Annotated in this window: 15 protein-coding genes; 7 read left to right on the top strand and 8 right to left on the bottom strand. The window is 66.8% G+C overall.

Features of this window, described 5'->3' with window-relative positions; genetic code table 11:
* Genes NA3_RS20255 through NA3_RS20235 form a run of 5 tightly spaced genes read left to right on the top strand, consistent with a single transcriptional unit; the run spans position 1 to position 5,159 of the window.
* Positions 1–1,128, top strand: a complete 1,128-nt coding sequence (locus tag NA3_RS20255; protein WP_062965167.1) for an ABC transporter ATP-binding protein — start codon at positions 1–3, stop codon at positions 1,126–1,128.
* A 35-nt stretch (positions 1,129–1,163) separates the two neighbouring features.
* Positions 1,164–2,531, top strand: a complete 1,368-nt coding sequence (locus tag NA3_RS20250) for an ABC transporter substrate-binding protein (protein ID WP_218021858.1) — start codon at positions 1,164–1,166, stop codon at positions 2,529–2,531.
* Positions 2,528–3,385 carry a metallophosphoesterase gene (locus NA3_RS20245; RefSeq protein ID WP_062965165.1) on the top strand — a complete coding sequence of 286 codons (858 nt, stop codon included), beginning with the start codon at positions 2,528–2,530 and terminating at the stop codon, positions 3,383–3,385. The genes NA3_RS20250 and NA3_RS20245 overlap by 4 nt, the downstream gene beginning before the upstream one ends.
* Positions 3,386–3,424: 39 nt before the next feature.
* A complete protein-coding gene (locus NA3_RS20240; RefSeq protein ID WP_227995228.1) occupies positions 3,425–4,342 on the top strand; it encodes a carbohydrate ABC transporter permease in 918 nt (305 codons plus the stop codon).
* Positions 4,335–5,159 carry a carbohydrate ABC transporter permease gene (locus tag NA3_RS20235; protein WP_227995229.1) on the top strand — a complete coding sequence of 275 codons (825 nt, stop codon included), beginning with the start codon at positions 4,335–4,337 and terminating at the stop codon, positions 5,157–5,159. Before NA3_RS20240 ends, NA3_RS20235 begins: the two co-directional genes overlap by 8 nt.
* Before the next feature lie 226 nt (positions 5,160–5,385).
* On the opposite strand, the gene NA3_RS20230 is transcribed toward NA3_RS20235, so the two are convergent.
* The 8 genes from NA3_RS20230 to NA3_RS20195 form a co-directional block, all read right to left on the bottom strand.
* A complete protein-coding gene (locus tag NA3_RS20230; RefSeq protein WP_062965164.1) occupies positions 5,386–6,954 on the bottom strand; it encodes a PfaD family polyunsaturated fatty acid/polyketide biosynthesis protein in 1,569 nt (522 codons plus the stop codon).
* Positions 6,954–8,915: a hotdog family protein gene (locus NA3_RS20225; RefSeq protein ID WP_062965390.1), complete on the bottom strand. Its 1,962-nt coding sequence runs from the start codon at positions 8,913–8,915 to the stop codon at positions 6,954–6,956. The genes NA3_RS20230 and NA3_RS20225 overlap by 1 nt, the downstream gene beginning before the upstream one ends.
* Positions 8,912–15,355 carry a type I polyketide synthase gene (locus NA3_RS20220; protein WP_062965163.1) on the bottom strand — a complete coding sequence of 2,148 codons (6,444 nt, stop codon included), beginning with the start codon at positions 15,353–15,355 and terminating at the stop codon, positions 8,912–8,914. Before NA3_RS20220 ends, NA3_RS20225 begins: the two co-directional genes overlap by 4 nt.
* A gap of 96 nt (positions 15,356–15,451) precedes the next feature.
* Entirely contained in the window at positions 15,452–16,051 is a 600-nt protein-coding gene (locus NA3_RS20215; protein WP_062965162.1) for an SGNH/GDSL hydrolase family protein, read from the bottom strand.
* Positions 16,048–17,298, bottom strand: a complete 1,251-nt coding sequence (locus tag NA3_RS20210; protein ID WP_062965161.1) for an NAD(P)/FAD-dependent oxidoreductase — start codon at positions 17,296–17,298, stop codon at positions 16,048–16,050. Before NA3_RS20210 ends, NA3_RS20215 begins: the two co-directional genes overlap by 4 nt.
* Before the next feature lie 8 nt (positions 17,299–17,306).
* The gene (locus tag NA3_RS20205; RefSeq protein WP_174561095.1) at positions 17,307–18,944 is read right to left on the bottom strand and encodes an AMP-dependent synthetase/ligase; all 1,638 of its coding nucleotides are present in this window, start codon (positions 18,942–18,944) and stop codon (positions 17,307–17,309) included.
* A 165-nt stretch (positions 18,945–19,109) separates the two neighbouring features.
* On the bottom strand, positions 19,110–20,054 hold the full coding sequence (locus NA3_RS20200) for a LysR family transcriptional regulator (protein WP_062965160.1): 945 nt from the start codon (positions 20,052–20,054) through the stop codon (positions 19,110–19,112).
* A gap of 427 nt (positions 20,055–20,481) precedes the next feature.
* Entirely contained in the window at positions 20,482–21,855 is a 1,374-nt protein-coding gene (locus NA3_RS20195; protein ID WP_062965159.1) for an FAD-dependent oxidoreductase, read from the bottom strand.
* A 227-nt stretch (positions 21,856–22,082) separates the two neighbouring features.
* Between NA3_RS20195 and NA3_RS20190 the strand changes: the two genes are divergently transcribed.
* Positions 22,083–23,291: a cytochrome P450 gene (locus NA3_RS20190; protein ID WP_227995231.1), complete on the top strand. Its 1,209-nt coding sequence runs from the start codon at positions 22,083–22,085 to the stop codon at positions 23,289–23,291.
* The gene (locus NA3_RS20185) at positions 23,288–24,493 is read left to right on the top strand and encodes a cytochrome P450 (protein WP_062965157.1); all 1,206 of its coding nucleotides are present in this window, start codon (positions 23,288–23,290) and stop codon (positions 24,491–24,493) included. The genes NA3_RS20190 and NA3_RS20185 overlap by 4 nt, the downstream gene beginning before the upstream one ends.
* Positions 24,494–24,539 lie beyond the last annotated feature (46 nt).

Raw genomic sequence — 24,539 nt, 5'->3', positions numbered from 1 at the left:
GTGGCCCGGCTGCACATCGACACGGTGTCCAAGAGATTCGGAGCCGATTACGCGGTGCGAGAGGTCAGCCTCGACATCGCCGACGGTGAGTTCCTGGTGCTTCTCGGTCCCAGCGGCTGTGGCAAATCCACGCTGCTGCGCATGATCGCCGGGCTGGAGGAACCGTCCGCGGGGCGAATCCTGTTGGACGGCAAAGACATCACCGACACCACGCCGCAGAGGCGAGATCTCGCGATGGTCTTCCAAAGCTATGCGCTGTATCCGCATCTGACGGTTGCGAAAAATATCGGCTTTCCGCTGCGGGCGCGGCGTCGCTCGCGCGCCCAGATCCGCCGGCGCGTGGGCGAGGTCGCGGCCACGCTGGAACTGTCCACCCTGCTCGAGCGCCGCCCGGCCGCACTCTCGGGCGGACAGCGGCAACGAGTGGCGTTGGCACGCGCCATGGTTCGAGATCCCGGCGCCTTCCTGATGGACGAACCACTGTCCAACCTGGACGCCAAGCTACGCAGCGCCACGCGCACCGAGCTCATCGCCCTGCACCGACGCCTCGGGGCGACATTCCTGTATGTGACCCACGACCAGGTGGAGGCCATGACCATGGCCACCCGCATCGCGTTGCTCAACGCCGGCCGCATCGAGCAGGTAGGCACACCGGAGGAGCTCTACGATCGCCCGCGGACCGCGTTCGTCGCCGGGTTCCTCGGCGCACCGCCGATGAACCTCTTCCCAGCACAGGTGGTCGCGCGCGAAGGAACCCTTCAGCTCGAGGCAGGCGCTGTCGAGGCCCCCCTCGCCATCTCCGCCGAATCCGGTTACACCACAGCGGTTCTCGCCGGAATTCGCCCCGAACGCCTGCGTATCGACGCGACGTCCACCATGGTGCGCGGACGCGTGACCATGATCGAGAACCTCGGCAGCGAGGAACTCGTGCATGTCCGCGCCGAGACCGTGGAATTGTGCGTGCGCGCCGCCCGCCCCGCCGGGGTCACCGTGGGCACCGAGATCGGGCTGAGCGTCGACGCATCCGATATCCACTTGTTCGATCCGGACACCGGCCGACGTATGACGTGGAAGCAACCGGAGAGTTCCGGTGCCCGCGACACAGCGGTGGCTTCGACCCTCGCCTGACACTTTCCTACCGAATACCGATGAGGAGAAAGCTCGTGAAACGCACCGCGCCCTTTCTGGGCATGGTGTTCGCCGCCGTCCTGGCCCTGACCAGTTGCGGAGTCGGCGACACCGCCCCGAAAGACACCACCACAGAACAGGTTCCACCACTGTCGCCGGATCAGAAGGTCTCGATCGTTTTCGAGTCCTACAATTACGGGCTCGCGGGCCCGTGGACCGATACGTTCAACGCGTTGATCGCCGAATTCGGCAAGAAGTTCCCCAACATCAAGGTCACGGCACAAAAGCCTCAGGGCAACAGCCCGAACCCGGCCAGCGACACGATCTCCAGCATCCAGAACCAGATGGTCGCGGGCACTCCCCCCGATGTCGCCCAGCTCGGGTTCAGTGATCTGGATTTCACTATCCATCAGCTGCAAGCCGAGCCGCTCGACACCCTCTTCGGCAAGGCCGACGTACAGAAGAACTTCGACGGTGCCCGGTACCCGTTCGCACCGAAGGCCCGCACCCTCGACGACTGGGACGGCCACACCTACGGTGTGCCGTTCGTATTCTCCACCCCGGTCCTGTATTACAACGCCTCGTTGTTCAGCCGGGCGGGCCTCGATCCCGCCGAGCCGCCGACCACCTGGCAACAGGTTTCCGACTATGCCAAGGCCATCACCACCAAGACCGGCCAGGGCGGTGTCTATGTGGACTGCCTCACCAAGACCGCCAAGGACTGGTGTTTCCAGTCGATGGTGCGCTCCAACGGAGGCCGGGTCATCTCCCAGGACCGCCACGCGTTGACCTACGCCGACGCACCGGCGGTCGAGGCCACCACAATGGCCCAGAACCTGGTCAACACCGGCAGTATGCCGAAGCTCGACCAGAAGCAGGGCTACGAGGCGTTCGCACGCGGCGAGATCGGGATGATCCTCGAGACGAGCGCTATCCAAGGCAACTTCGTGGCCGGAGCCCGCAACAAATGGGACCTTCGTTCGGCACCCCTGCCGCGATTCGGTGACAAGCCCGCGGTTCCCACCAACTCCGGTGCGGGGCTGCACATCCTGTCCCACGATCCGGTGAAACAACGCGCGGGGTGGGAACTGATCAAATTCCTCACCAGTGAGGAGTCCTACGTCAAAATCGCCGAGAACATCGGCTATCTGCCGCTGCGCTCGGGCATGACGACCGACCCCACGCTGTTGGGTGCCTGGGCCGCCCAGAACCCATTGCTCCAACCGAATATCGCGCAACTCGCCGATATGGAGCCCTGGGTCTCCATGCCGGGCAACAACTATCTGCAAATCCGCGACGGCATGATGGACGCGGTCGAATCGGTCGTGTTCGGCGGCAAAGACGCCCAATCCACCCTGCGCGCCGCCCAGGATGCCGGCGCCCGACTGGTACCGGCATCATGAACGAACTGACCTTGGTGCAACTCACCGACACTCACATCCGCGCAGCCGGCGAAAAGCTCTCCGACGTCGTGGACACCCACCAGGCACTGATCGACGCACTGGACAAGCTCCGAACCGGCGGACGACACCTCGACGCACTGATCCTGTCCGGGGACCTCACCGACAACGGTTCTCGTGAAGCGTATCTGCGGCTTCGCGACGCCGTCGAACCCGTGGCTGCCGAACTCGGCGCACAGGTGCTGTACGTCATGGGAAACCACGACGAGCGCGCGGCTTTCGGCGAAGTGTTGCTCGGCCGGACCGCCGGCACAGTGGATGTCGACACACCGCACGACCGCGTCATGCAGGTGAGCGGATTGCGCATCATCGGCATGGACACCACCACGCCATCTCGGCACGACGGCAGGCTGGAGCCCGAACAGCTGGCCTGGCTGAGCGACCACCTGCGCCGCCCCGCCGACCGGGGCACGTTGCTCGTCTTGCACCATCCACCACTGCCGTCCGCGATCCCCGTCGCGGAGTTCCTGAAACTGCAGAACGCCGAGGAGTTGGCCGCGGTCGTCGAGGGTAGCGATGTGCGGATGATCCTGAGCGGGCACAACCATATGACGGCGGCGGCGGCGCTGGCGGGCATCCCGGTGTGGGTCGGCCCGGCACTGGCCTATCGCATCGACGCCATGGCACCGGTCGGGCATCAGCGCGGGATGGTCGGGTCCGGGTTCACCCGCCTGGATGTGCTCGACGAGACGGTCGTGGCGACCGCCGTCGAGACCACTCCCTCGGCACGCATTTACGACAAGTCGGATACCGAAGTGCGAGATCGCCTTTCGGCCGTCGCGACCGAAGCCCGGTAACCCGTGTTCGTCACGGATGCCCGACAGGACGCGCCGGCGGTGACACCTTCGACACCGCCGGCGCGTCCGCGTCGCATATCAGCGCGCCGGATCGCCCGGCTCGCCGCACCGTACCTGTACCTGTCACCCGCGCTCCTGCTGCTGGTCGTCTGGACGTATCAGCCGCTGGCGCAGGCCGTGCAGCTGTCCACTCTCTCGTGGAATCTGCTGCCGAGCTCACCGATGCAGTCGGTGGGCGGCGCGAATTACCGGCGGCTACTGGATCTTCCGGCGTTCTGGACCTCACTCGGCCGGACCGGAGTGCTCATCGCGGGAATGCTGCCCTTCACCGTCGCACTGCCGGTGCTCATCGCGCTGGCCAGCCGACAGGTGGGGCGCCGGGCCCGGACGCTGTATCACGCAACGATATTCGCGCCTTTCCTGGTCGCACCGGTGGCAGCCGCAGCGGTATGGCGCTGGCTGCTGCATCCGCGCACCGGCTTCGTGGATTCGATGCTCGGGTCACAGCGCAACTGGGTGTACGACGCGCAGACCGCGCACTGGGTGATCATCGGCATCACCGGCTGGCAGCTACTCGGCTTCGCCGTGCTGGTGGTGTGGTCGGGTTTGGCCAACATCAGCGGCGACTACGACGAGGCAGCCCGGGTCGACGGCGCGAGCTCGGGCCAGATCCGCCGCTGGATCACCCTCCCGCTGCTCTCACCCACACTGCTCTTTCTGACACTCACCACCGTATTACTCAGTCCCACATTGACATTCCCCCTGATCGACACCATGACCCAGGGTGGTCCGGCCGGCGCCACGACGAACATCTACTACCTCCTGTGGGACTACGCCTTCCACAGCTTCGACGCGGGCCTGAGCGCCGCGGCCGGTGTGCTTCTGTTCGTAGGGTTCGGCGCTGTGGCCGCCGTCCTCGTCTGGATTTCGGAGAAGGTTGCCTTTCACGATGACTGAGACCACTGTCGCCGACCGCCTGCGGACCGCCGGCAGCCACCTGATGCTGGCGGTCACCGCGCTGATCTGTGTCTTCCCCATCTACTGGCTCTTCGCCACAGCCCTGCGCCGACCGGAGGACGTCACATCGCTGTCTCCCGTCCCGTGGCCGCTGTCGGTGGCCAATTTCGGCAACGCCGCCCGCGAGGTCGACGTCGCCGGGCTCATCGCGAATACCTTCGTGGTGGCTGCACTTTCAGCGGTCGGCCAACTGCTGGTCGCTCTACTCGCCGCCTATGCCTTCGCGATGTACGTCTTCCCGCTGCAGCGTCTGTTGTATCTGGCCTTCGTCGGCACCTGGCTGGTCCCGTTCCAGGTCACCATGCTCCCCAACTACATCTTGCTTACCCGCCTCGGTCTGTTGGACAGTCTCATCGGGGTAGTCGTGCCCACGCTGTGCTCGGCATTGGCGATCCTTTTGCTGCGCCAGCACATGTCGGCTTTCCCCAAGGAACTGGTAGCCGCTGCCCGCATCGACGGCCGAAACTCCTGGTCCATTCTGTGGACGGTGGTCGTGCCCAATCTGCGCCCGGCCCTCGCCGCCCTCGGCATCCTGCTGTTCATCAACGCCTGGAACGACTACTTCTGGCCGGCAGTCGTCTTGCGGCGCTCCAACGGAGTCCTGCAACTCGGCCTGCGCTCGTTCATGGGCACCGAAGGCGACCAATGGGGCCCGATGATGGCGGTAGCGGGCCTGGCCTGCCTCCCGGTACTTCTGCTGTATCTGCTTCTGCAGCGCCAGATAGTCAACGCCTTCGTGCGCTCCGGGCTCAAATGACGCCACCGCAAGCGACGCCGGATTCGGCTTGTCGTGAAGCGGGCAGGACCGTGGTCGGCGGCAACCACTGTCCGCTGCCGGTCGATTCGATGAGGTCGACAACGTCGTCGACCGTGTCGCGGTACGGCGACCTACCTGTGCGGGCAGTCCGATGTCCGGGTTGCCGTCACCGTGCGCGATCTCGCGCACGGTGATGTGTCGGCCGCCCGGACATTGTCGAGCTGGGTCACCGCTCCCGTACTGGACGAGGCACGAATCGCGAGACCGCGGCGGGCAGCCGCACCCCCGCGGTACGCAATTGCGCGACGCGGGTGAGGTAGGCGGCACCGAGCATCATTTGATCCGCGATATCGGCCACGGATCGGTTCCCCGGCTCGGCGAGATAGCTGCCGGCCGCCCACGTGTTGAACGCGCCCATGGCTGGACCGCACCAAATCTGGTAATCGGCTACCCGCTCGGCGTCCCCCCGTATGCTCCAGCCCGACGACAAACCCAGATACCAGCGAAAGATCAACGCCATCCGCGCTTTCGGATCGTTTTCGGCGGAGTCGAGTTGAGCTGGGTCGCGTTCGGTGAAGAAGGCGACGCAGTCCTGCCATACTGTCCGAAGGGGGCGCCGGAACAGGCGGGTCTCCAGATCCTTTCGCACTTCCGCCGGCAGATCATCGATGCCGTCGTAGGCGCGGTACAGGTCATAGAGGCGCTGGGCGCGGGTGGCGAACATGGTGCCGCGGCGCAGCACCTGTACCTGCACTCCGAGTTCGAACATGTCCGAGGACGGCGCCATCACACAGTCCGCGAACTGTGCCGAGGCGAGCAGTTTCTTGGTGGCATCGCACTGGCGCGCCTCCAGCGTGGCCTGGTTGATCGAGCCGGTGACGATGTAGGCCGCGCCCATGGCGAAGGCGGCCGCTGCGGCATCGGGTGTGCCGATACCGCCGGCGGCGCCGATGCGTACGGAGGCAGCCGCCGGCACGGTGTGTGCGACGCGGTTACGTGCGGCGACAAGCTCCGGTAACAGCACCATCAGCGGGCGGCGGTCGGTGTGGCCTCCCGAATCCGCCTCTGCTGTAATGTCGTCGGCCATCGGAACCCGGGCGGCAAGTTCGGCCTGAGCGCTGGTGATGCGACCGGTGTCGACGAGGTCACGGAGAAGACGTTCAGGGGCCGGCCGGAGGAACAGTTCGGCGACCTCGACGCGTGAGACTTTGGCGATCACCCGATTTCGGCGTTCGATGTCGCCCTGCCGGTTCACCGCCAGGCCGGCGGCCCGGTAACGCACGATCTCCGGTGTGAGGTCCATGAACGCCGATGCCTCCACGCAGCCGACTCGATGGCGGAGGCATCCGTCCACGATGGCACGTTCCAGCGCGGGCTCGGCGGGGCTGTGAATGACGTTGCAGGCGAACGGCTTTCCTGCGAGACGAGAGCTCAGCCGCGCCAACGCGGTGTCCACGTCGGTCGGCGTCACCCCGGCGGCACCGTAACTGGCGAGATAGCCCGCCTCCGCCATCGCGATCACCAGCTGGGGGGAAGCGATGCCGTTAGCCATGGCACCCGACGCATACGCCGCGCGCACCCCGTAGTACGCACGAAAACTGCTGTCCCCCAAACTTTCTGGCGGCAATGGGCCCACAGCGGCCAGAATCTGCCCGCGCGCGGCCGACTCCGCGTCGGAGGTCGCGCCGATGCGTCCGTCGAGGCGCACGATCCAACAGGGTCGCTCCAGCTCGAGCAGTACGGCGGCGATATCTTCCGCCGTCTCTGCCACACGCCGATCGCCGACAGTGGTCATCACAACACCTTTCGGTCAGCGAGTTCGATCGCGAGATCGATCAACTCGTAGATGCGCAGTCCCGGTTTCCACAACGACCCGTCCACCACGACAGTGGTGCTTCGAGCCCCGTGTCGCACCGATTTGATGTGTGCCTCGAGTTCGACACTGCCGTCGGTGGGAAGGAACTGACCGCGGTAGCGCCAGGTGAACGGGATATCGCGTGGAATCCGGAACACCGGATCGGCCATGCCATCGGCGAATCCCGCGTCGAGCATCCATTCCTGCACGGCGTGGATCACCGATTCGACACCCAGCGACCCCGGAATCACGGGATCGAGATGGAAGTGACGGCTGAAGAACCAGTCCGCCGGATCTATCGTGCGCAAGGAGTGGAGGTAGCCGGCACGGTAATTGCCGCCTTCATCCACCACGTCGACGCTGTCGATCAACGCCAGCTTGCGACGTGAACAGCCACGCGCGGCCGGATCGCTGCGGCGAGCGGCCACGTCGATAACCCGGGGGCGGGCGTCGGGGTGCCCGGCCAGCCAGGTGGGAACGAAACGTCCCGCGTCGAGGCCGGTCTGGTTGGCCAGAGCCTCGTCGCTGAAGTAACCGAACATGGTCTCGCCGCGATAGAACGGCTCACCGTCGACGCTGAGTGTGTATTCGAAGGTCTGCAGCGACGAACCGGGCAGGATCGTCGTGGACAGTAGCCTCGAGGACTGCTGAATCGTGCTGTCCCGCAGATCGACCTGCCTCAGGACCGTGGCGGTGCCACCCAGGTTGCGCAGGCTCAACGTGGTCCCGGGCTGAGTCAGGGTGGGGCCGGCGTAGTAACCCATGAGCAGCGCCGCCTGCAACGACGTCTCCATGTACACGAAGTGCGGCATCGAGTCGTTGGCGGTGTCACCGTAGTACCAGGAATCGGCGGGTGAATCGTATTCGGTGTCGTACGAGGCGGATTCGAGGTTTCCACGTGCACCGTCGAACCGCAGCACCCTGTCGACCAGCAACAGCCCGCCGGTCGGGAGCCGGGTAGCGCGCCGACCGGTGTAGGACGCGAACTCGGGTCCCATGGCGATGGCCTGATCGCCCCGCGCCAGGTGCGCCATGTGGAACTCGTTGAGCAGAACGCCCGGCGCCGCGCGGCCCGGGCCCACGTCGGCACCCAGCGGCTCGGCGACCATCACCGTGACGCCGAGCGACGGGGCCTCGCCGTTGACAGTGGCCGTCGCCTGCAGGAACGGGCGCGGCACCAGGTCGATTCGGTCGACCACCAGATCGATCGTTCCGCTGTGGGGCTCGAGTGCACTCTCGGCGACTCCGCCCGTCAGCGTGCTCCCGGACAGGCACAGCGGCATCCCGGTGTAGAGGGCGAACAGCTCCGCCGCCTGCAGTGTGGCAGCGCGCGGGTCGCCTTCGAAGCGGGTCACGACCCGGCCGTCACCCGCTCCGCCGTACAGCTCGAGCGATACCACCTCGGTGAGCGCAAGAGGTGTGGTGGCCGCGAGCCGGGCCGCCACCTCGACGCCGGACCGGCGGTATGCCACGCCGAACACCTCGGCCATCTCTTGTGTCGCCAACTGTTCGAGCGCGGCCCGATCCAACCGCGACCTCGCGGTGCGAGCCAGTGGCTTGAATGCACCCTCGTGCGCGGTGAGAGTCTGGGACGACGTGCTTTCCGTCGGCTGTGGGACGGGTGTCGCTCTCGCCCGGCGCCACAGCTCTCGCTGTAGCGCCGTCTGCGCGGCCATCGCGGACCTGTGAGCGTCGACCACGCCGGCGCGGATCTGCGCGATGGCGCTCGCGGCGATCGGGTGTACCTGTTCGGGGGCCGCGGCTGTCGGTGCCGGCACCGACAGCTCGTGGTGCGGCCACGCGGCCTGCTGTCGCACCGCGCGTTGCTCGTTCGCCGCGGCAGTGCCTTGCCCGGCTCCCACGGCATCGAAGGCCGTGCCGTCGAATTCGAGATCTGTCATGCCGACCACCGCCTTACCGAGATCCGAAACTTTTCCGAGAGATCGGGTGTCGTCAGCACGGTGACATCCGAGAATCGCTGCAGCACCGTGCCGTCGAGGGCTAGTGCAGTCGCGTCGATCAGGGCCACCATCCGGCTGGGGCGCGGGTTGTCGGTGACCACAAGGAAGGGCTCGCCGGACGGCAGCGGCCGGTAGTAATCAACACGTCCGATGCCCAGCGGCAGGCATGCCGCGCCGAGCAGACGGTGCCCCAGCACCGGAGGGCACTGCAGCACCAGGTCGGCCTGTACCGGGTCGTGCAGACGTCCGGCGAAGCCACCCCGTGCCACGGAAGCGGCAGGGAGGGCACACTCGATGACGATGACCTCGTCGCTTTCCGACCGGATAGTGCGCAACCCCTGCAAGGCCGGGGCGTGGAACTGAACGCCGTCGCGGTAGATGTGATCCGCGCCGGCGCCCGGGCCCACGAGGAGCGACTGCCGGACCGGCGGCTCCGGCCCGTCCGCGAGCAGTAGAGTCGCCTGGAAGCGAGCAACCTCGTCCGCAAAGGCGGTGGCGCGCAACGTGATCCGGCTGTCGATGGATTCAGCGGGTTCCAGCTCCAGTTCCATGCGCTCGATCGGATGATCGAACACCATCCCCTTGAGGACGTGGAAGTCTCGCACCCCCACCACGCAGAGTCCCGGCTGAGCGCGCTCTGCCAGATTCACCAGCGCGCCGAGCCCGAAGGTGGCGGGAAGCACGACGTGGTCACCTATCCGGTGCGCCGCGATGACCGGCTCGTCGACGAGCTCTGTGATATCGCGCCGCGCCCGCAGTGAGGTCGGCGCCGAAGAGGCGGTGTTCAACGCGGTGGCCGCACCGATCAGCAGTACGGGCTCGTCCCGGCGAGCGGAGGTGAACTGGGCTGTGAAGGCCGCCGCGCCGGCAGTCGGTGCCAGCAGGGGAACTCCGCGCGACCGGAAATGTTGCCGCAGCTCGGGAGTGACCATCCCGCCGTCCCATGCGCCCCAGGCCATGGCGGTGACGCGGTGTTCCGGATTCCGCGCCGCCCAGCTGACCGCGAACCGGTTCAACGCTTCGTTGGCGACGGCGTAATCGGCCTGCCCGATATTGCCGAACAGCCCGGCCACCGAGGTGAACAACACCAGGTGGTGGGGATCTCCGGCCGCTGCGAGGGTCGCCGCCAGCCCGGCGAGCTTCGGCCCGAGCACCTTTGCGATCGACTCCGATGTCTTGGCGGGAATCAGCGAGTCGGCGAGCACCCCGGCGCCGTGCACAACACCGGTGATGCGCCCGCGCGGCGTGCCGGAGGGGCTCACCGGGTGCGCGTCGCGCCACGGGGCCAGCGCGTCCCGCAATGCCTCACTGTCGGTCACGTCCACAGTCAGGTACTCGGCCCGGTCACCGAGTTCGGCGAGCGTGGACCGGATTTCGCGTACCGCCGTGATCTGCCCGCAGGCTCGGTCCATCTCGCGCGGAGTCGCGCCGGCGCCGGCCAGCGCCCGCACCGCGGCAGGTTTCAGGTCCGCCTCGGCCACGCCCGCGGCCCACTGTGGCTCCTCGGACAACTCGGTCCGGCCCAGCAGGACGAAGCGGCAGGAGCTGGTGCGGGCGAGTTCGAGCACGCATGTCGCGGTGACACCGCGTGCACCCCCGGTCACGACCAGGGTATCCGCCGCGCTCAGCAGCACGGGCCCGAAATCTGTACCGGCCCGGATGATCTCGGTGGTCGCCGCTGCGGCGTGGTGACCGGGTACCAGGGTGCGGCGGGCGCCGGTCGCGTCGATTCCGACTTCCGGTGTGTCGCGGGCGGCATCGCAGAGTTCGTCGAACAGCAGCTCTGCCAGCCGCTCGGGTGTCACCTCCGGATCGATGTCGAGCGCCCGGCAGAACAGAGACGGTTGCTCGGCGGCCAGGGTTTTCACCAGACCGCCGAGGCCTCCCAGCAGCGCGGTTACCGGGTCTGCGGCTCCACGGAAGCCCAAGTGCCCGTCGAGCCGGGTAACGGTCGCGAACCCGGTCCGCGCCGTCGACGTCCGCATCCGGCGAAGCACTCGTCCGGGTACGAGGATCGCATCGGTGAGAACAGCCTGTGCCTGCGCCCAATCGGTCGCCGAACCTGCGACGACTACACACAGGTCGACCGCCGCGGAACCGGTCACATCGCCGGGACCGGAGGCCCTGTGCACCGTCCAGTTGCGGGTCAGTAGGCACTGTTCGATTGCGTCGCAGTCCTTTTCGGCCGACTCGTCCAGGCCGACCAACACCGCGTGCCCGCCGGGGTGGTAGGGATCGATGACCTGATCCACCGCCGGAAGTTCGACGAGTTGGACTACATGCCGCGGCGTTTCGGCCGCGGCCTCAGCTTTTGGGTGGACATCACCTCCGGCCAGCTCGCCCACGATCTGATCCAGGGTGCGTAGCGTACCGAGGCGCTCCGGGCCCAGTACCGGAAGTTCCGGAAAGCGTTCCTGCAGAGCGCCGATCACCTGCACCCGCTTGATCGAATCCACACCGAGATCGGCCTCCAGATCCATCGTGGGATCGACCATCTCCACCGGATACCCGGTCTTGTCCGCGACCACCTCACGCAATACCTGACGCAGCGCGTCCGCGGATCCAGACTGCGACGAGGTCTCCGCCGCGGCGGCCGGCACCGATGTCGGCTCCGGGCGCGCTTCGGGCGCAGTCGTGTCCGTGTCCTCGTCGACCAGCGCGTCCACGACCTGGTCCAGGGTGCGCAATGTTCCGAGTTGTTCCGGGCCGAGAACCGGAAGTTCCGGAAAGCGTTCCTGCAGAGCGCCGATCACCTGCACCCGCTTGATCGAATCCACACCGAGATCGGCCTCCAGATCCATCGTGGGATCGACCATCTCCACCGGATACCCGGTCTTGTCCGCGACCACCTCACGCAACACCTGACGTACGGCCTCCGAGGAGTGCGCGTCCCCGGCCGTCGGTGTCGCGGCCGTCGGTGTCGTAGCCGCAGCGGGGGCCGCGGCTTCCGTCCGCGCCGCGGGCTCGGCCACCGATACGGTGAGCCCACCCGTCGTGTCCGAGGTCGGTGCGGCGGCAGGGGCTGCGAGCGCCGGAGCAGCGACAGCGTCGAGTGCGGGAGCCGGGGACGTGGGCTCGACGTAGACAGGTACCCGGCGCGGCCGTTCTGTCGAGGACCCGCCCTCGAGCTCGGCCAGCTGCGCCACTACCTCGCCGGCGCGCGAATGGCTGTCGCTGATCGCGACGCCGTGATCCTTCACGGCCTCGATCGCACGGACCAGCAGTTCGTCGACGTGGTTATGGCGCAGAGCGCCGGCCAGATCGCGAGCCAGTTCCAACTGTCCGTCCAGATATCGGCGGTGGGTGTGCAGGTGCTGCACGAGGGCGCTGTCGAGTGCGCCCGGCGTCGGGATGCGGTACTGCGGTTCTGCGGACACGTGGTTCTCCAGGTTGCTGGGTGAGCTCGGCGGGCCGGATGGGGTGATCGAGGCAAGGTCACCGGTGCTGCGACGGCTGCCGTTTCCATTGCTGTCGTGGCTGCCCTCGACCGGTGCCGGTAGCACGGATGCGTCCGGTGCGGGCGCAGTGGCCGGGGCGAGCAGACCGGTCTCGCGGGGCGTGACCGAGAGCTGGTAATCCTCCGACAGGGCAGCGGCGTAGGCTTGGCGACGGCTCTCGGGAACGTACTCCGGAGCTGAAATAGTCACCGCCATAGCGGGTTTGCGCTGTGCCTGGTCCGCGTCGGGGACGGCGTGGCGGTTGATGCCGCGCAGGTCGAATCCGAGCACGGCCAGCCGCACCGCAGCCCGTTTGAGCGTCAGGTCGCCGTTGCCGACCGGTCCGGAGTCCGTGGCGATCGCGATGACCTCGTCGCCGAAGGCTCGGCGCACCAACGAGGTGAGCACCTGTTTCGGGCCGAACTCGACGAAGACCGAGCAGCCGTCGGCCCGCATCGCGGACAGCGCATCGAAGAAGTCGACCGGGTTGCTCAGTTGGGCGGCCAAAGTCGCGCGGTTCGCCTCGATATCGTCGCCATAGGCGGCGCCACGGGTGTTGGCGTACACAGTCGCGTCCGGTGTGCCGATCGGCACCGCCGCAACCGCTGCGCCGAACGCATCCACCGCGTGACCGACATAGGGGGTGTGGAACGCGCCCGACACCGGCAACTCGCGAGTCGGCCAGCCGCGCTCGGCACACCGCTCGACGGCGGCGGCGACACCTGCGGCGCCACCCCCGATCACGACCTGGTCGGGCGCGTTGTGGTTGCACAACCACACGTCTTCGAGCCCGGCGATGACGGTCTCCACATCCTCGCGGCCCGCGCCGATCGCGACCATGGTGCCGGCGTCGGCGCCGTCGGGCACGGTCATCGCCGCACCGCGCGCCCGCGCCAGCTCATAGAACTGTTCGGTCGCCACCGCACCCGACGCCCACAGCGCGGTGAGCTCACCGAAGCTGTGCCCCAGATATCCATCGGCCCGAAATCCGCACTCGCGCAGCACCGAATACTGGCCTACCGACAACGCGCCGATGCCGGGCTGCGCGAATTCGGTGCGGCGCAGCGTGTTCTCCTGTTCGGCGCGTGTGTCCTCATCGAAGGCCGGGGGCGGGAACACCACCGAACCCAGCCGGCGCTCACTGTCGCCGAAGGCCGCGTTCGCCGCATCGAAGGCCGCACCGACGGCCGGATTGTTCAGTGCCGCTTCGATTCCCATGTCGACGTACTGGCTGCCCTGCCCCGCGAACAAGGCACCCACCTTGCGATCGGGCAGTGCGGCGGCGCGATAGTAGATGCCCTCCGGCCGATCCCACTGGGCGGCTTCGGAATTGCGCTCCAGTTCCTCGATGGCCAGGGCGCGAAGTTCCGCGGCGGTGTCGTCGTCGACAGAGACGAAACCTATGCGCGCGTGGTCTTCGGGGATATCGCCGCCGTCACCGCTCTCGGTATCGCGGACCGCATCCACCAGCGCGGCCACATCGGGCGCGTGCCAGATGTGCGCGCGCGGGGTGCGGTGCAGCAGGTCCGGGCGAACGCCATCGGCTTCCTCTAGCACTACGTGGAAGTTGGTGCCACCGAATCCCATTGCCGAGGCCGCCGCCCGACGCACCGGCCGCTTGGGGTCCGAGATCCAAGGCCGGGTCCTGGAATTGACGTAGAACGGCGCTGCCTCGGACGTGATCTGCGCGTTGGGAGCATCGACATTGATCGTGCCCGGAAGCACCTTCTGGTGCAGAGCGAGAGCCAGCTTCATCACGCTGGCCGTACCCGCCGCCCCCTTGGTGTGTCCGATCTGCGACTTCACGCTGCCCAGCGCCACGAAGCGGTTCTCCGAACTCGCTTCGGCCAGTAGTCCTTTCAGGGCGGTCAACTCGGTCTTGTCACCGACTGCCGTCCCGGTCGCATGCGCTTCGATGAGCTCGACGTCGGCGGGCGAGCAGTCCGCGTCGGCGTAGGCGCGGTCCAGCGCGACCCGCTGCCCCTCGGCCACCGGTGCGTAGATGCTCTTGGACCGGCCGTCGCTGGAGGAGCCCAACCCGCGGATTACCGCGTAGATCCGGTTGCCGTCGCGCCGAGCGTCCTCGAGCCGGCGCAAGGCCAGCATCGAGATGCCCTCGCCCAGCAGCGTCCCATCGGCATCGGCACCGAAGGGACTGATCCGCCCGCGGTGTGACAGCGCCCCCACTTTGCTGAAACACATGTAGATGAAGATCGTGTTCTCGGTGTCCACACCGCCGGTGATCATCATGTCGGCCCGGCCGTCACGCAGTTCGGCGATCGCCGTGCGAATCGCCGCCAGCGAGGCGGCGCATGCGGCGTCGACGGTGCAGTTCATCCCGCCCAAGCCGAGCCTGTTGGCGACCCGTCCTGCCACCACATTCGCCAGCAAGCCCGGAAACGAATTCTCCTCCCACGGCGCGAAAGCGGCCACGAAGCGGTTCGCGACAGCGTCGGCGTCATCGGCGGACAGCCCCACCGACCGCACGGCCTTCTTCAACTCCGGCGTGGACAGCCGTGCCGCCAGCGGATGCATGAGCGGCACCGGTCCCGTGGTGCCCAACACCACGCCGGTGCGCGCCGGGTCGTACCAACCGGACCCGGTGGCACCGGCATCCAGGAGCAGATCACGAGCGACCCCGAGGCTCAGCGTCTGCATGGTGCTGGTCACCTCGAGCTGATTGGGCGGCAATCCGAATTCGAGGGGATCGAAGTCCACGTCCGGAAGGAACGCCCCACGGCGGGAATAGGTCTTGTCCGGTGCCGCGGGGTTCTCGTCGTAGTAGTCGTCGAGGCTCCAGCGCGAGGTCGGCACCTCTTCGGTGCAGTCCACGCCGTCGACGATGTTCTGCCAGTACTCTCGATAGTTGCGTGCCTTGGGGAGCAGTCCCGACATCCCGACAATGGCGATCGGGTCGCGCGCCAGGCGTCTGTCGTCCGTCACGAATCTTCCTCTCGAACCGTGTTGTACCGAGCCGTCTCGACGGCTGCACTGCGTGACGTGCCCGATGGCGCCGTTGCTTCGGGCGAGTTGTGCCGCTCAGGCGGCGACGGTGGTAGCGGTGGTCGACGCGATGAGTTCCGCCGCGGCGACGGCGAACAGGCGATGACCGGACGGACTGGGATGCAGTCCGTCCTCGGTCCAGGTCCCGGCCAGTTCCCAGTCGGCTCGAGCCGAAAGGTCCAGCAGTAGCACGCCGTGCTCGGCGCACACCCGCGCCATGACCGAGTTGGCGAAGGCGAAACGCTCGCGCAGCAACGCGCGAAACCCTTGCGGGACCGGCAAACGCGCTGGAATGTCCGGATAGTCGGCCGTGAACACCGTGGCGCTGCGTGTGCACAACGTGGCGAAGATGACGTTCAGGTTGTTCTCGAAGGTCTGTGCGTCGAAGGAGCTGACCAGGTCGTTCACGCCGACCACCACGCCGCACAACTCTGTGCGCCCGACCCTCGGCAATTGCTGCGCCACCACCTCGCTCGTGGTCGCGCCGTGTGTGCCGTGGTTGCGAATCGCCGTGGGGCGCAGGCCCAGCTGGGCTGCCAAGCGCGGCACCCAGCCCCGGTAACCACCCGGCGCCGCCGGATCTCCGCGACCTTCCACGAAGCTGTCGCCGAGAGCGGTCAGACCGACGCTGCTCACAGCGTTGCCCCGGACTTGCTCACATGTCGGGCTTCGGCGGGGAATCCGACCTGCTCGTAGAGTTCGGCCAATTCCGCTTCGCCGAAGTACTTCTCCGGCGGATACAGACCCGCGATCAGGCCGAAGAACTTCTTCGAATAGTCCGGGCTCATACCGGTGGCTCGAAACACCGAGTCGTAATAGGGGGTCAGTGAAAGCTCGGAGATACTGAGAGTCAGCTCGTAGGTGCTGGCACTCTGCTCGTCGCGCTCGCGCTGGTACTCGGGCAGCGTCTGTTCGAAAGGCCTTCCGCCGGCGAGGCTTTCGTCCACCAGATCGGCCAGGAGCTGGGAGTACTTGAACGAATCGGTGATGCCCCAGCCGGTGAACGGGTCCTTGTGGTAACCGGCGTCGCCGACCAGTGCCCAGCCGGGGCCGAACGACTGGCGGCGGTAGTTGTCCGGATACAGCATGGGCCGGAACGGCTCGACCCGCTTACCCGAGTCGCGCAGTTTCGCACCGAGTTCCGGATCGATCTGCTCCACGATCTCCTGCACACCCGCATCCGGGTCGGCGCGGAATTCGCGGAAACGATCGCGCTTACGCATCACCGCTACCAGCGCCAATCCGTCATTGGTCGGCCAGGACGCGAACTGCTGCTGGCCGAATCCGGTGCGGTGCTGCATGCCCCAGTCCACACCGTCGTAATAGGAGTAGTAGACGAAACACGCGGCGGGCGATCCCTCGTACACGTGGGCGCCCACCTGCTTGGCGACCGTGGAACTCGAACCATCGGCGCCAACTACGAGCTGGGCTCGAAACTCGCGCTCGGGCCCGCTTCCGGCGCGCCCGCGGATTCCGACCACCCGATCGCCTTCGTACAGCAGATCGGCCACAGTGAAGCCTTCGATCAGTTCGGCGCCCGAGTCGCCGGCCGCGTCGACGAGGATCTTGTCCAGCACCGTACGACGCGGGCAGTAGACGGCGTCGATACCGTCCGGCGAGGGATCGGCCATACCACGAATATGGATGTCGGTGTACGAGAAATTGAGGTTCTTCACCGGCGGGCAGCCGGTGGCGATTACCCGGTCGAGCAAACCCCAGGTCTTCAGCAGGCTCAGACCAGCCTGGTGAATGTAGTGCGTAGAAGGTGTATCGCTGGGAAAGACAGCGCGATCCACGCCGAGTACCCGGTACCCCTTACGCGCCAGCAGCATGGCCAGCGGCGCACCGGAGACGCGTGTCCCGACAACAATAACGTCATACATTGTTCAGTTCACTTTCGGTGGTCGAGGTAGAGTTGATCGATATCTGCCGAATACGTTTCCGCAATGGACGCACGCCGAAGTTTCAATGACGAAGTCAACAAGCCGTTGGCAATGGTGAAATCTCCCGGCACGATGCGGAATTTACGAATGGACTCCGCACGCGACACCAGTGAATTAGCGTCGTCGACCGCCGCCTGCACAGCCGTCGCCGGATCCACGTCCGGGTGTTCGTCTCGCCAGCTGTCGATCCGTTCGGCGTCCAAGGTCACCAATGCGGTGACGAACGGGCGGCCCTCGCCGACGACCATGCAATTGCTGACCAGCGGATGCAACCGCACTCGATCCTCGAGCGGTGTGGGCGCGACGTTCTTGCCGCCCGAGGTCACCACGATCTCTTTTTTGCGGCCCGTGATACGCAGGTAGCCGTCGTCGAGGTCACCGAGGTCCCCGGTATGCAGCCAGCCCTCGGCGTCCACCGGCCGCTGGGCGCCGGCCGCGCCCCAATATCCCGGGCTCACATGAGGTCCGCGGACAAGTACCTCGCCGTCGCCGGCGATGGCCACCGAGGTTCCCGGGATCGGTTTCCCGACTGTGCCGAGACGATTGGTCTCGGGCGCGCTGACGGTCACCGCGGTTGCCGCCTCGGTCAAGCCGTAACAGTTGAGGATGACGGTCCCGAAGCCCGCATAGAATCCGGCGGTGGAATCGTCGAGCGAGGCGCCGCCGCAGATGACGTAGCGCAGCCTGCCGCCGAGCGCTGCGCCTACCGAATCATTCACCGGCACAGCAGCTTCCGCACCCGACAGCACCATCAGTCCGTGAACGACGGCCTCCTGCTCCGCCTCCTCGGTAAGCAGCGAGCGACAGTACTTGCGAATCTTCTCCAGCGCATACGGGATCAGCGCCAGGAACGTCGGCCGCAGCCGCGACAACGCCGGAATCAGCTCGGGGATACCAGGCAACAGATGTGTGCGGGCACCGCCGAACAGGCAGGCGAACAGCATCGTCTGACCGAAGACATGCGACAGCGGCAGCGCCAGCACAGTGGTGCCGTCGAAGAGCTCACCGGTTCGGCCGACCGTATTGGCCGCGGACACATACATATTGCGATGGGTGATCATGCAGCCCTTCGACAGGCCGGTCGTGCCGCTGGTGTACACGATCATGGCCAGGTCGTCGGCGCGCACTCGGGCGATTCGATCATCGAGCCCTTCCGGCGATCGCGTAGCCCGCGACCACTCCGCGATCTGCTCGAACGACCACACCACGCCCGCGCCGGCTTCTTGGAGCCGAGCGGCATCCGAGGCGGTCTCGGCGACGAAATACGTACTTCCGCTGTCGCGCACGATGTGGTCGAGCTGCGCGGCCGAGGAGGTCGGATAGACCGGCACCACCACGGCCCCGACGGCGAGCACCGCGCAGTCCACCAGCGCCCACTCCAGGCTGGTACGACCGAGAACCACAACCCGATCTCCGGCGGCGACACCGTTTTCGAGCAGGGCCGCGGCCACCGACCGCACTCGCGAGTTCAATTCCGAGCAGGTGAGGGGCAAATCTTCACCCGCGGCCAGAGTAGGCCGGCCCGGAAAGCGAACGGCCGCATCGGCGACGATGGAATACAGGCTGGTGCCGGAAGTCGGATTCACACCGCCGGCAGTCGTGGATTCTGCGGTGATTTCTTCGGCTGACGGACAATTGGGGGCTTGCGATTCGGCGGTCGGAGACGCACTGTTCACACCAGGAATTCTGGCCGAGCGCAAAGCTTCTCGTCGCTACCGCACGCGTCGTTCCTACCGCGCGAAAGCCATTACCTATCGACTCGCCCCAGCCGGCGCCGGTCGGGCATCATCGACCTGTGCGGATTCCGGCGATTCCAGGCAATCGAGAAAGGCGGCCACCGCAGGGTTCGTTTCTTCCGACCGCCACACCACATACAAATCCAGGGTTGGCACCGGATCGAGCAATTTCACAGCGACCGAAGGGCTACCGGGCTCACCCATCCCCATGGAGATTGCCCGCGGCAGAGACGCGAAACCCACCAGCGGCCGCACCGACACCATGTGCGCGGTGGCGCCCGGATCATCTGCGCGATGGGATACCGACAGTGAGATCTGCGACTGTGCCGCCGCGTGGAAGATCGTGTCGTACATGGCCGGACACTGCTCGCGACTGAACAGCACGCACTCCTGGTGCTGAAGTTCGTTGAACGACACACCCGGCCGATCGGCCCAGCGATGCCGCCGGCCGACCACCGCCACCAGCGGCACCCGGTGCAGCACCCGCCGGTAGCGGAACTCCACCGTACTGGGATGGCCATAGACGAGAGCGATATCCAACGATCCGTCCGACAGCGCGGCAAGCTGTGGCCCGGTGCGCTTCTCCCACAACGACACCACGACATCCGGGTGCCGCTCGGTCATCAAGGTCAAGGTTCGTGGCAGAACATGGCGACTGGCGGGCAGGTTGTAGCCCACACTGACAGAACCTGCTCGTCCCGCGGCGGTGGCCTTGGCTACCTCGGCGGCGCGGTCCATCTGAGCTACGATCCGACGGGCTTGCCGCTCGAACTCACGCCCAGCCGCCGTCAGCTGCACCTCGTGGGAATTGCGGGCGACCAGTTGCACCCCGAGGGACCTCTCCAGCTTTTGCAGCTGGGCGGACAAGCTCGGCTGGGTGAGATGAAGGCGCTGCGCTGCGCGACCGAAATGTAGCTCTTCGGCGATCGTGATGAATGAGACTAAATGTCGAAACTCCATGACGCTGCTCCTTCCGAGCACTCGTCACGGTAGCGCCGAGAAGTAACTGGCGATGAATCGCCGGGGCACGACGCCTGGCACCTCGGTTGCATTCCCGTAAATACCAGGAGATAGTCCGCGCGGCGATCAATTACACAGTGCTATAAGCGGGAAGAGCTCAGGATTTTCTCGCTTCCGGAAATGATAGCCCATTCCCACCAAGCGTCCAATCACGTCGATCAGCGGTCGTCGAACAGACCGCCGAGCGAGCCGTGGTCGCGCTCACCGCGTCACGCCGCCTCGGTCGAGTCCCTACTGGAGATCGTCGCCGGCGACGGCCTGACGATGCCTCACGAGCCCGGTCCCACGTACTGGTCGACGCAACGAAGTGTTGCCGCACGGCGTGCCGTCGGCGGAGTCGGCCGAGCCCGCTGGTGACAGGAGAGGCTCACCGCTCGGTCTGTGAACTCTGCGATGGAGTCGATGGCTGGCCGCGAGAGGGCACGGGCGGTGCGATGCCGCGACCGTGCCACAGGATCCTTGCGACCGTCGCGGGCTTCAGCAATGTTTCGGGAGGGTCGACCAGGTTGGCGACCCGCATGAACGTGCGGGCGACAGCGGGATCTCGGTGGGCGGCACGGTGTGCTCGCGCCAGGTAGGAGTTCAGCATTCGGATTCGCGGTGTGCGTTGCCCGGCTACGCCGGGGTGGTTCAGGTCGGCTCCGGTCGACATCCGCCACGCCAGGCCGACGTGGCGCGCCGCATCGGCGTAGAACCGTGCGGGCAATTCCGCGGTGCCTTGTCGCAAGCATGCGCGCAGCGCGAGTGCTTGCTGCGCCGCGACGGTCATGCCCTGCGCGTAGAGGGGGTTGAAGCTGCACAGCGAATCGCCGAGCGCGAGGAATCCGTCGGGATGTGTCGCGATTCGCTCGAAGTACCTCCGGACCGAACCGCGGAACCGGTGCGGCACCGGGTCGCTCAGGGGTTCGGCATCGGTCACGATGCGGTGGATGTCGGGAACCGGCAGGGTCGCGGCGAACGCGGTGAAACCCTCGTGATCGGTGGGCGGGTGATCTCCCAGCATCCCGCCCAACGTCACATGCCACTTCTCCCCCTCGACGACGATCGCGCCGCCGCCGCGCCGGCCCGGCATCGTCGAGACGACCACGCCGAGCTGACCGTCCAGATGATGGGGCTTACGCCGGTAGGTACGCGACGAATAGCCGAGGTCGACGATCACGCTGTCCTGCTCGGGCGCTTGCGCTCCGATCGCCCGCAGCCACTCGGGCGCGCGCGTCGCCCGCCCGGTGCAGTCGACCACGAGGTCGGCGGCCAAAGCCCGTGCCGGGCCGCCGGACTCACTTGCCAGCACTCCGGTGACCCGCCCCGCGTCAGCGACAAGCCCGGTGGCGGCGATGCCCTGCCGCACCGTCAGAGCGGGCAGTGCGGCCGCTCGCCGACGCAACCCGGACTCGAGCAGGGGGCGGCTGGCGAGCAAGGTCACCAGGCCCGTGTCGGTCGGCGCAGCACGCAGGCCGCTCAGATACCAGCGCGAACCGGCCAGCACCTCCGTGGTCGGAGCACCGGCCGCCACGATCTCGCCGGTCAGCCCGGGGCACAGCGTTTCGATGATGCTGCGCCCGCCCTCCATCAAACCGTGCAGGTGCCTGGCCTGCGGGACTCCCCTGCGCGGCTCGCTGCCGACGAGAACGTCGCGCTCCAGCACGGTGACCCGGGGGAAACGCTCGGCGAGCACGATGGCGGTGAGCAGACCTGCGATGCCTGCGCCGAGAACGACGGCGTGCGGCGAATCGGAATTCACCTACTGGATGGTCGACGGCACAGTCGTGCATTTCCACCGATATCGGATTCTTCTATCGACCCATAACACCGCGCCCACCGCGATGCGCTATCACGCGATCGAACACAGCTATTATCGGGTGCCATTCATCCTCAATTCACAATTTCGCCATCACACGCTGTTGCACTCCCAGCGTGAATTCTCCAGAAAGGTCCGCGGTCGCGTCGAGTCCGTTGGCGAGACTTTTCTTGCCCGAAGGACGGCACGATCCGTACACCCCGACGCGGGAACTGCGCGCCGCGGGTCCGGTGCACGAAACGCCGCTCGGGCTACGGCTGCTCACGCGATACACCGACTGCGCCGCAGTGCTGCAGAACACCGCGTGGAGCCACGCGGACGAAGCCGCACAGCTGCACCCCAGCGTGCCCGCCGACAGCGCCGCGGAAGAAATGCCGACCTCGTTCCTCTGGATGGACCCGCCGGACCACACGCGGCTGCGCACTCTCGTCTCGAAAGCCTTCACACCCACCATGGTTTCGGGCTTGCGCCCGCGTATCGAACAGCTCGTCGACGATCTGGTGACGAACGCTCTGCGGATGGGCGAATTCGACCTCATCGAGCAGATCGCCTATCCCCTGCCCTTGTCGATCGTCTGCGAACTCGTGGGCGTTCCCGCACCGGCACATTCCGACGTGCTGCGCTGGTCGCAGGACTTGGCCCGCGGCTTCGACCCCGACCCGCTGATGACGCCCGAAGCGCACGAGGCCCGCAGCACTGCCTCCCGCGAGTTCATGGCCTTCTTCCGTGAATTGATCGACCGGAGGCGCGCGGATCCGCGCGACGACCTGCTCAGCGCACTCGGCGCTGTCGAAGACCGCGGTGACGTGCTGACCGAGACGGAGTTGCTCAGCACCTGCGTCACCACGGTGGTCGCCGGCCACGAGACAACGGTCAACCTGATCGGCAGCGGACTGCTCGCGCTCATGCGCAACCCCGGCCAGCTCGCACTGCTGCGCGACGATCCGGACCTCATCCCCAGTGCGGTCGAGGAATTGCTGCGCTACGAGCCACCGGTGCAATTGACGACGAGGTCCGCGACACGACCGATGACCGTCGCGGGCGCGGATTTCCAGCCCGGTGACGGAGTGGTCGTGCTGATCAACTCGGGCAACCGCGACGAGTCGGTCTTCGACGACCCCGACCGGCTCGACGTCACTCGCTATCACGATCGGTCGGCGCCGCCGCCTCGTCACTTGGCGTTCAGCCTCGGCATCCACTACTGCCTCGGCGCGCCACTGGCGCTGCTGGAGATGCGGATCCTGCTCGAAGCCTTGATACGGCGGGTCGCCGTCCTCGAGCCACTGACCGACACACCGCCGTACAAGCCGAATCTCGTGGTCCGCGGCCTCTCGGCGCTGCCGACCCGCTTCCGGCCCACTGACGGGGCTACACGATGACCGCCACACTCGACCCGTTCTCCCCCGAACTTCGTGCCGACCCGGCCCCGGCCTACCGGGCGTTGCGGGCGGCGGGCAGACTGCACGAATTCCGGCCCGGCATCTATCTCGTGCCGCACTACGCCGACTGCGACGCGATCTTCGGCGACCCCGCATTCGGGCACGGCTACTTCTCCGGGATCAACCCCTTCCGGCCCGGCGTCGACCCGGAGACGCTTCCCGGTTCGTTCCTGTTGATGGACCCACCGGAACACACGCGACTGCGCGCGATGGTGGCGCCGTCGTTCACTCCCCGCGCGATTGCCCGGCTGCGCGAGCACATCACCCGAACGGCGATCACCCTGCTCGATCGCGCTGCGGCGGCCGGAGAAGTCGACTTCGTCACCGACGTCGCCTACCCGCTCCCCCTGTCCACGATCTGCACCATGCTCGGCATTCCCCCGGCCGACCACGCTCGGTTCGGCGTGTGGACATCCGCGATAAGCCGCGGCCTGGACCCCGACGCGCTGCTCTCCGACGACGACAAGCGAGCCCGCGCCGATGCCGTGCGGGCATTCGGCGAGTACTTCGCCGACCTCATCGCGCGCCGCCGCACCGAGCCCGGCACCGACCTGCTCACGAAACTCGCGACCGAGACACCCCTACGGCTCGCAGACCTCGTCGACATGGCGGTGCTGCTGCTCATCGCGGGTCACGAAACCACGATGAACCTCATCGCGACCGGCGTGCTCGCCCTCGCGCGCAACCCCGGCCAGCGCGATGTCCTCCGCGCCGACCCGGAATCGAGCCGGCCGGCGGTAGAAGAGTTCCTTCGCTTCGACACCCCGGTGCCGTTCCCGACCCGCGTCGCCCTGCGCGACGTCGAGTTCGCCGGGAAGACACTGCCGCGCGGCACGGGCTTGATCCTGCTCGTCGGTTCGGCGAACCGGGACCCCGCAGCATTCACCGACCCCGACACGCTGGATGTGCTGCGATTCGCGGCCACCGGCGCGACACCGCGCCATCTCGCCTTCAGCCACGGACCGCACTTCTGCGTCGGCGCACCTCTGGCCAGACTCCAGGGCGAGGTGCTGTTCACCCAGCTCATGCGCCGCATTCCCGATTTCCAGCTGCTCGACGACGCTCCCCCGTACCGGGAATCGATCTCGATGCGCGGCCCTCGCACACTGCCGATCCGCATACCCAACCAGCCGGCCACCTGAACCGGGACCGCCGCGAACAAGCGATGGCTCGAATACGAGTGGAGGC

This window comes from Nocardia africana NBRC 100379 (genome assembly GCF_001612635.1).
Taxonomy (GTDB): Bacteria; Actinomycetota; Actinomycetes; order Mycobacteriales; family Mycobacteriaceae; genus Nocardia; species Nocardia africana.
The sequence above is the reverse complement of the archived record's forward strand: the minus strand, read 5'-3'. Positions and strand labels throughout refer to the sequence as shown.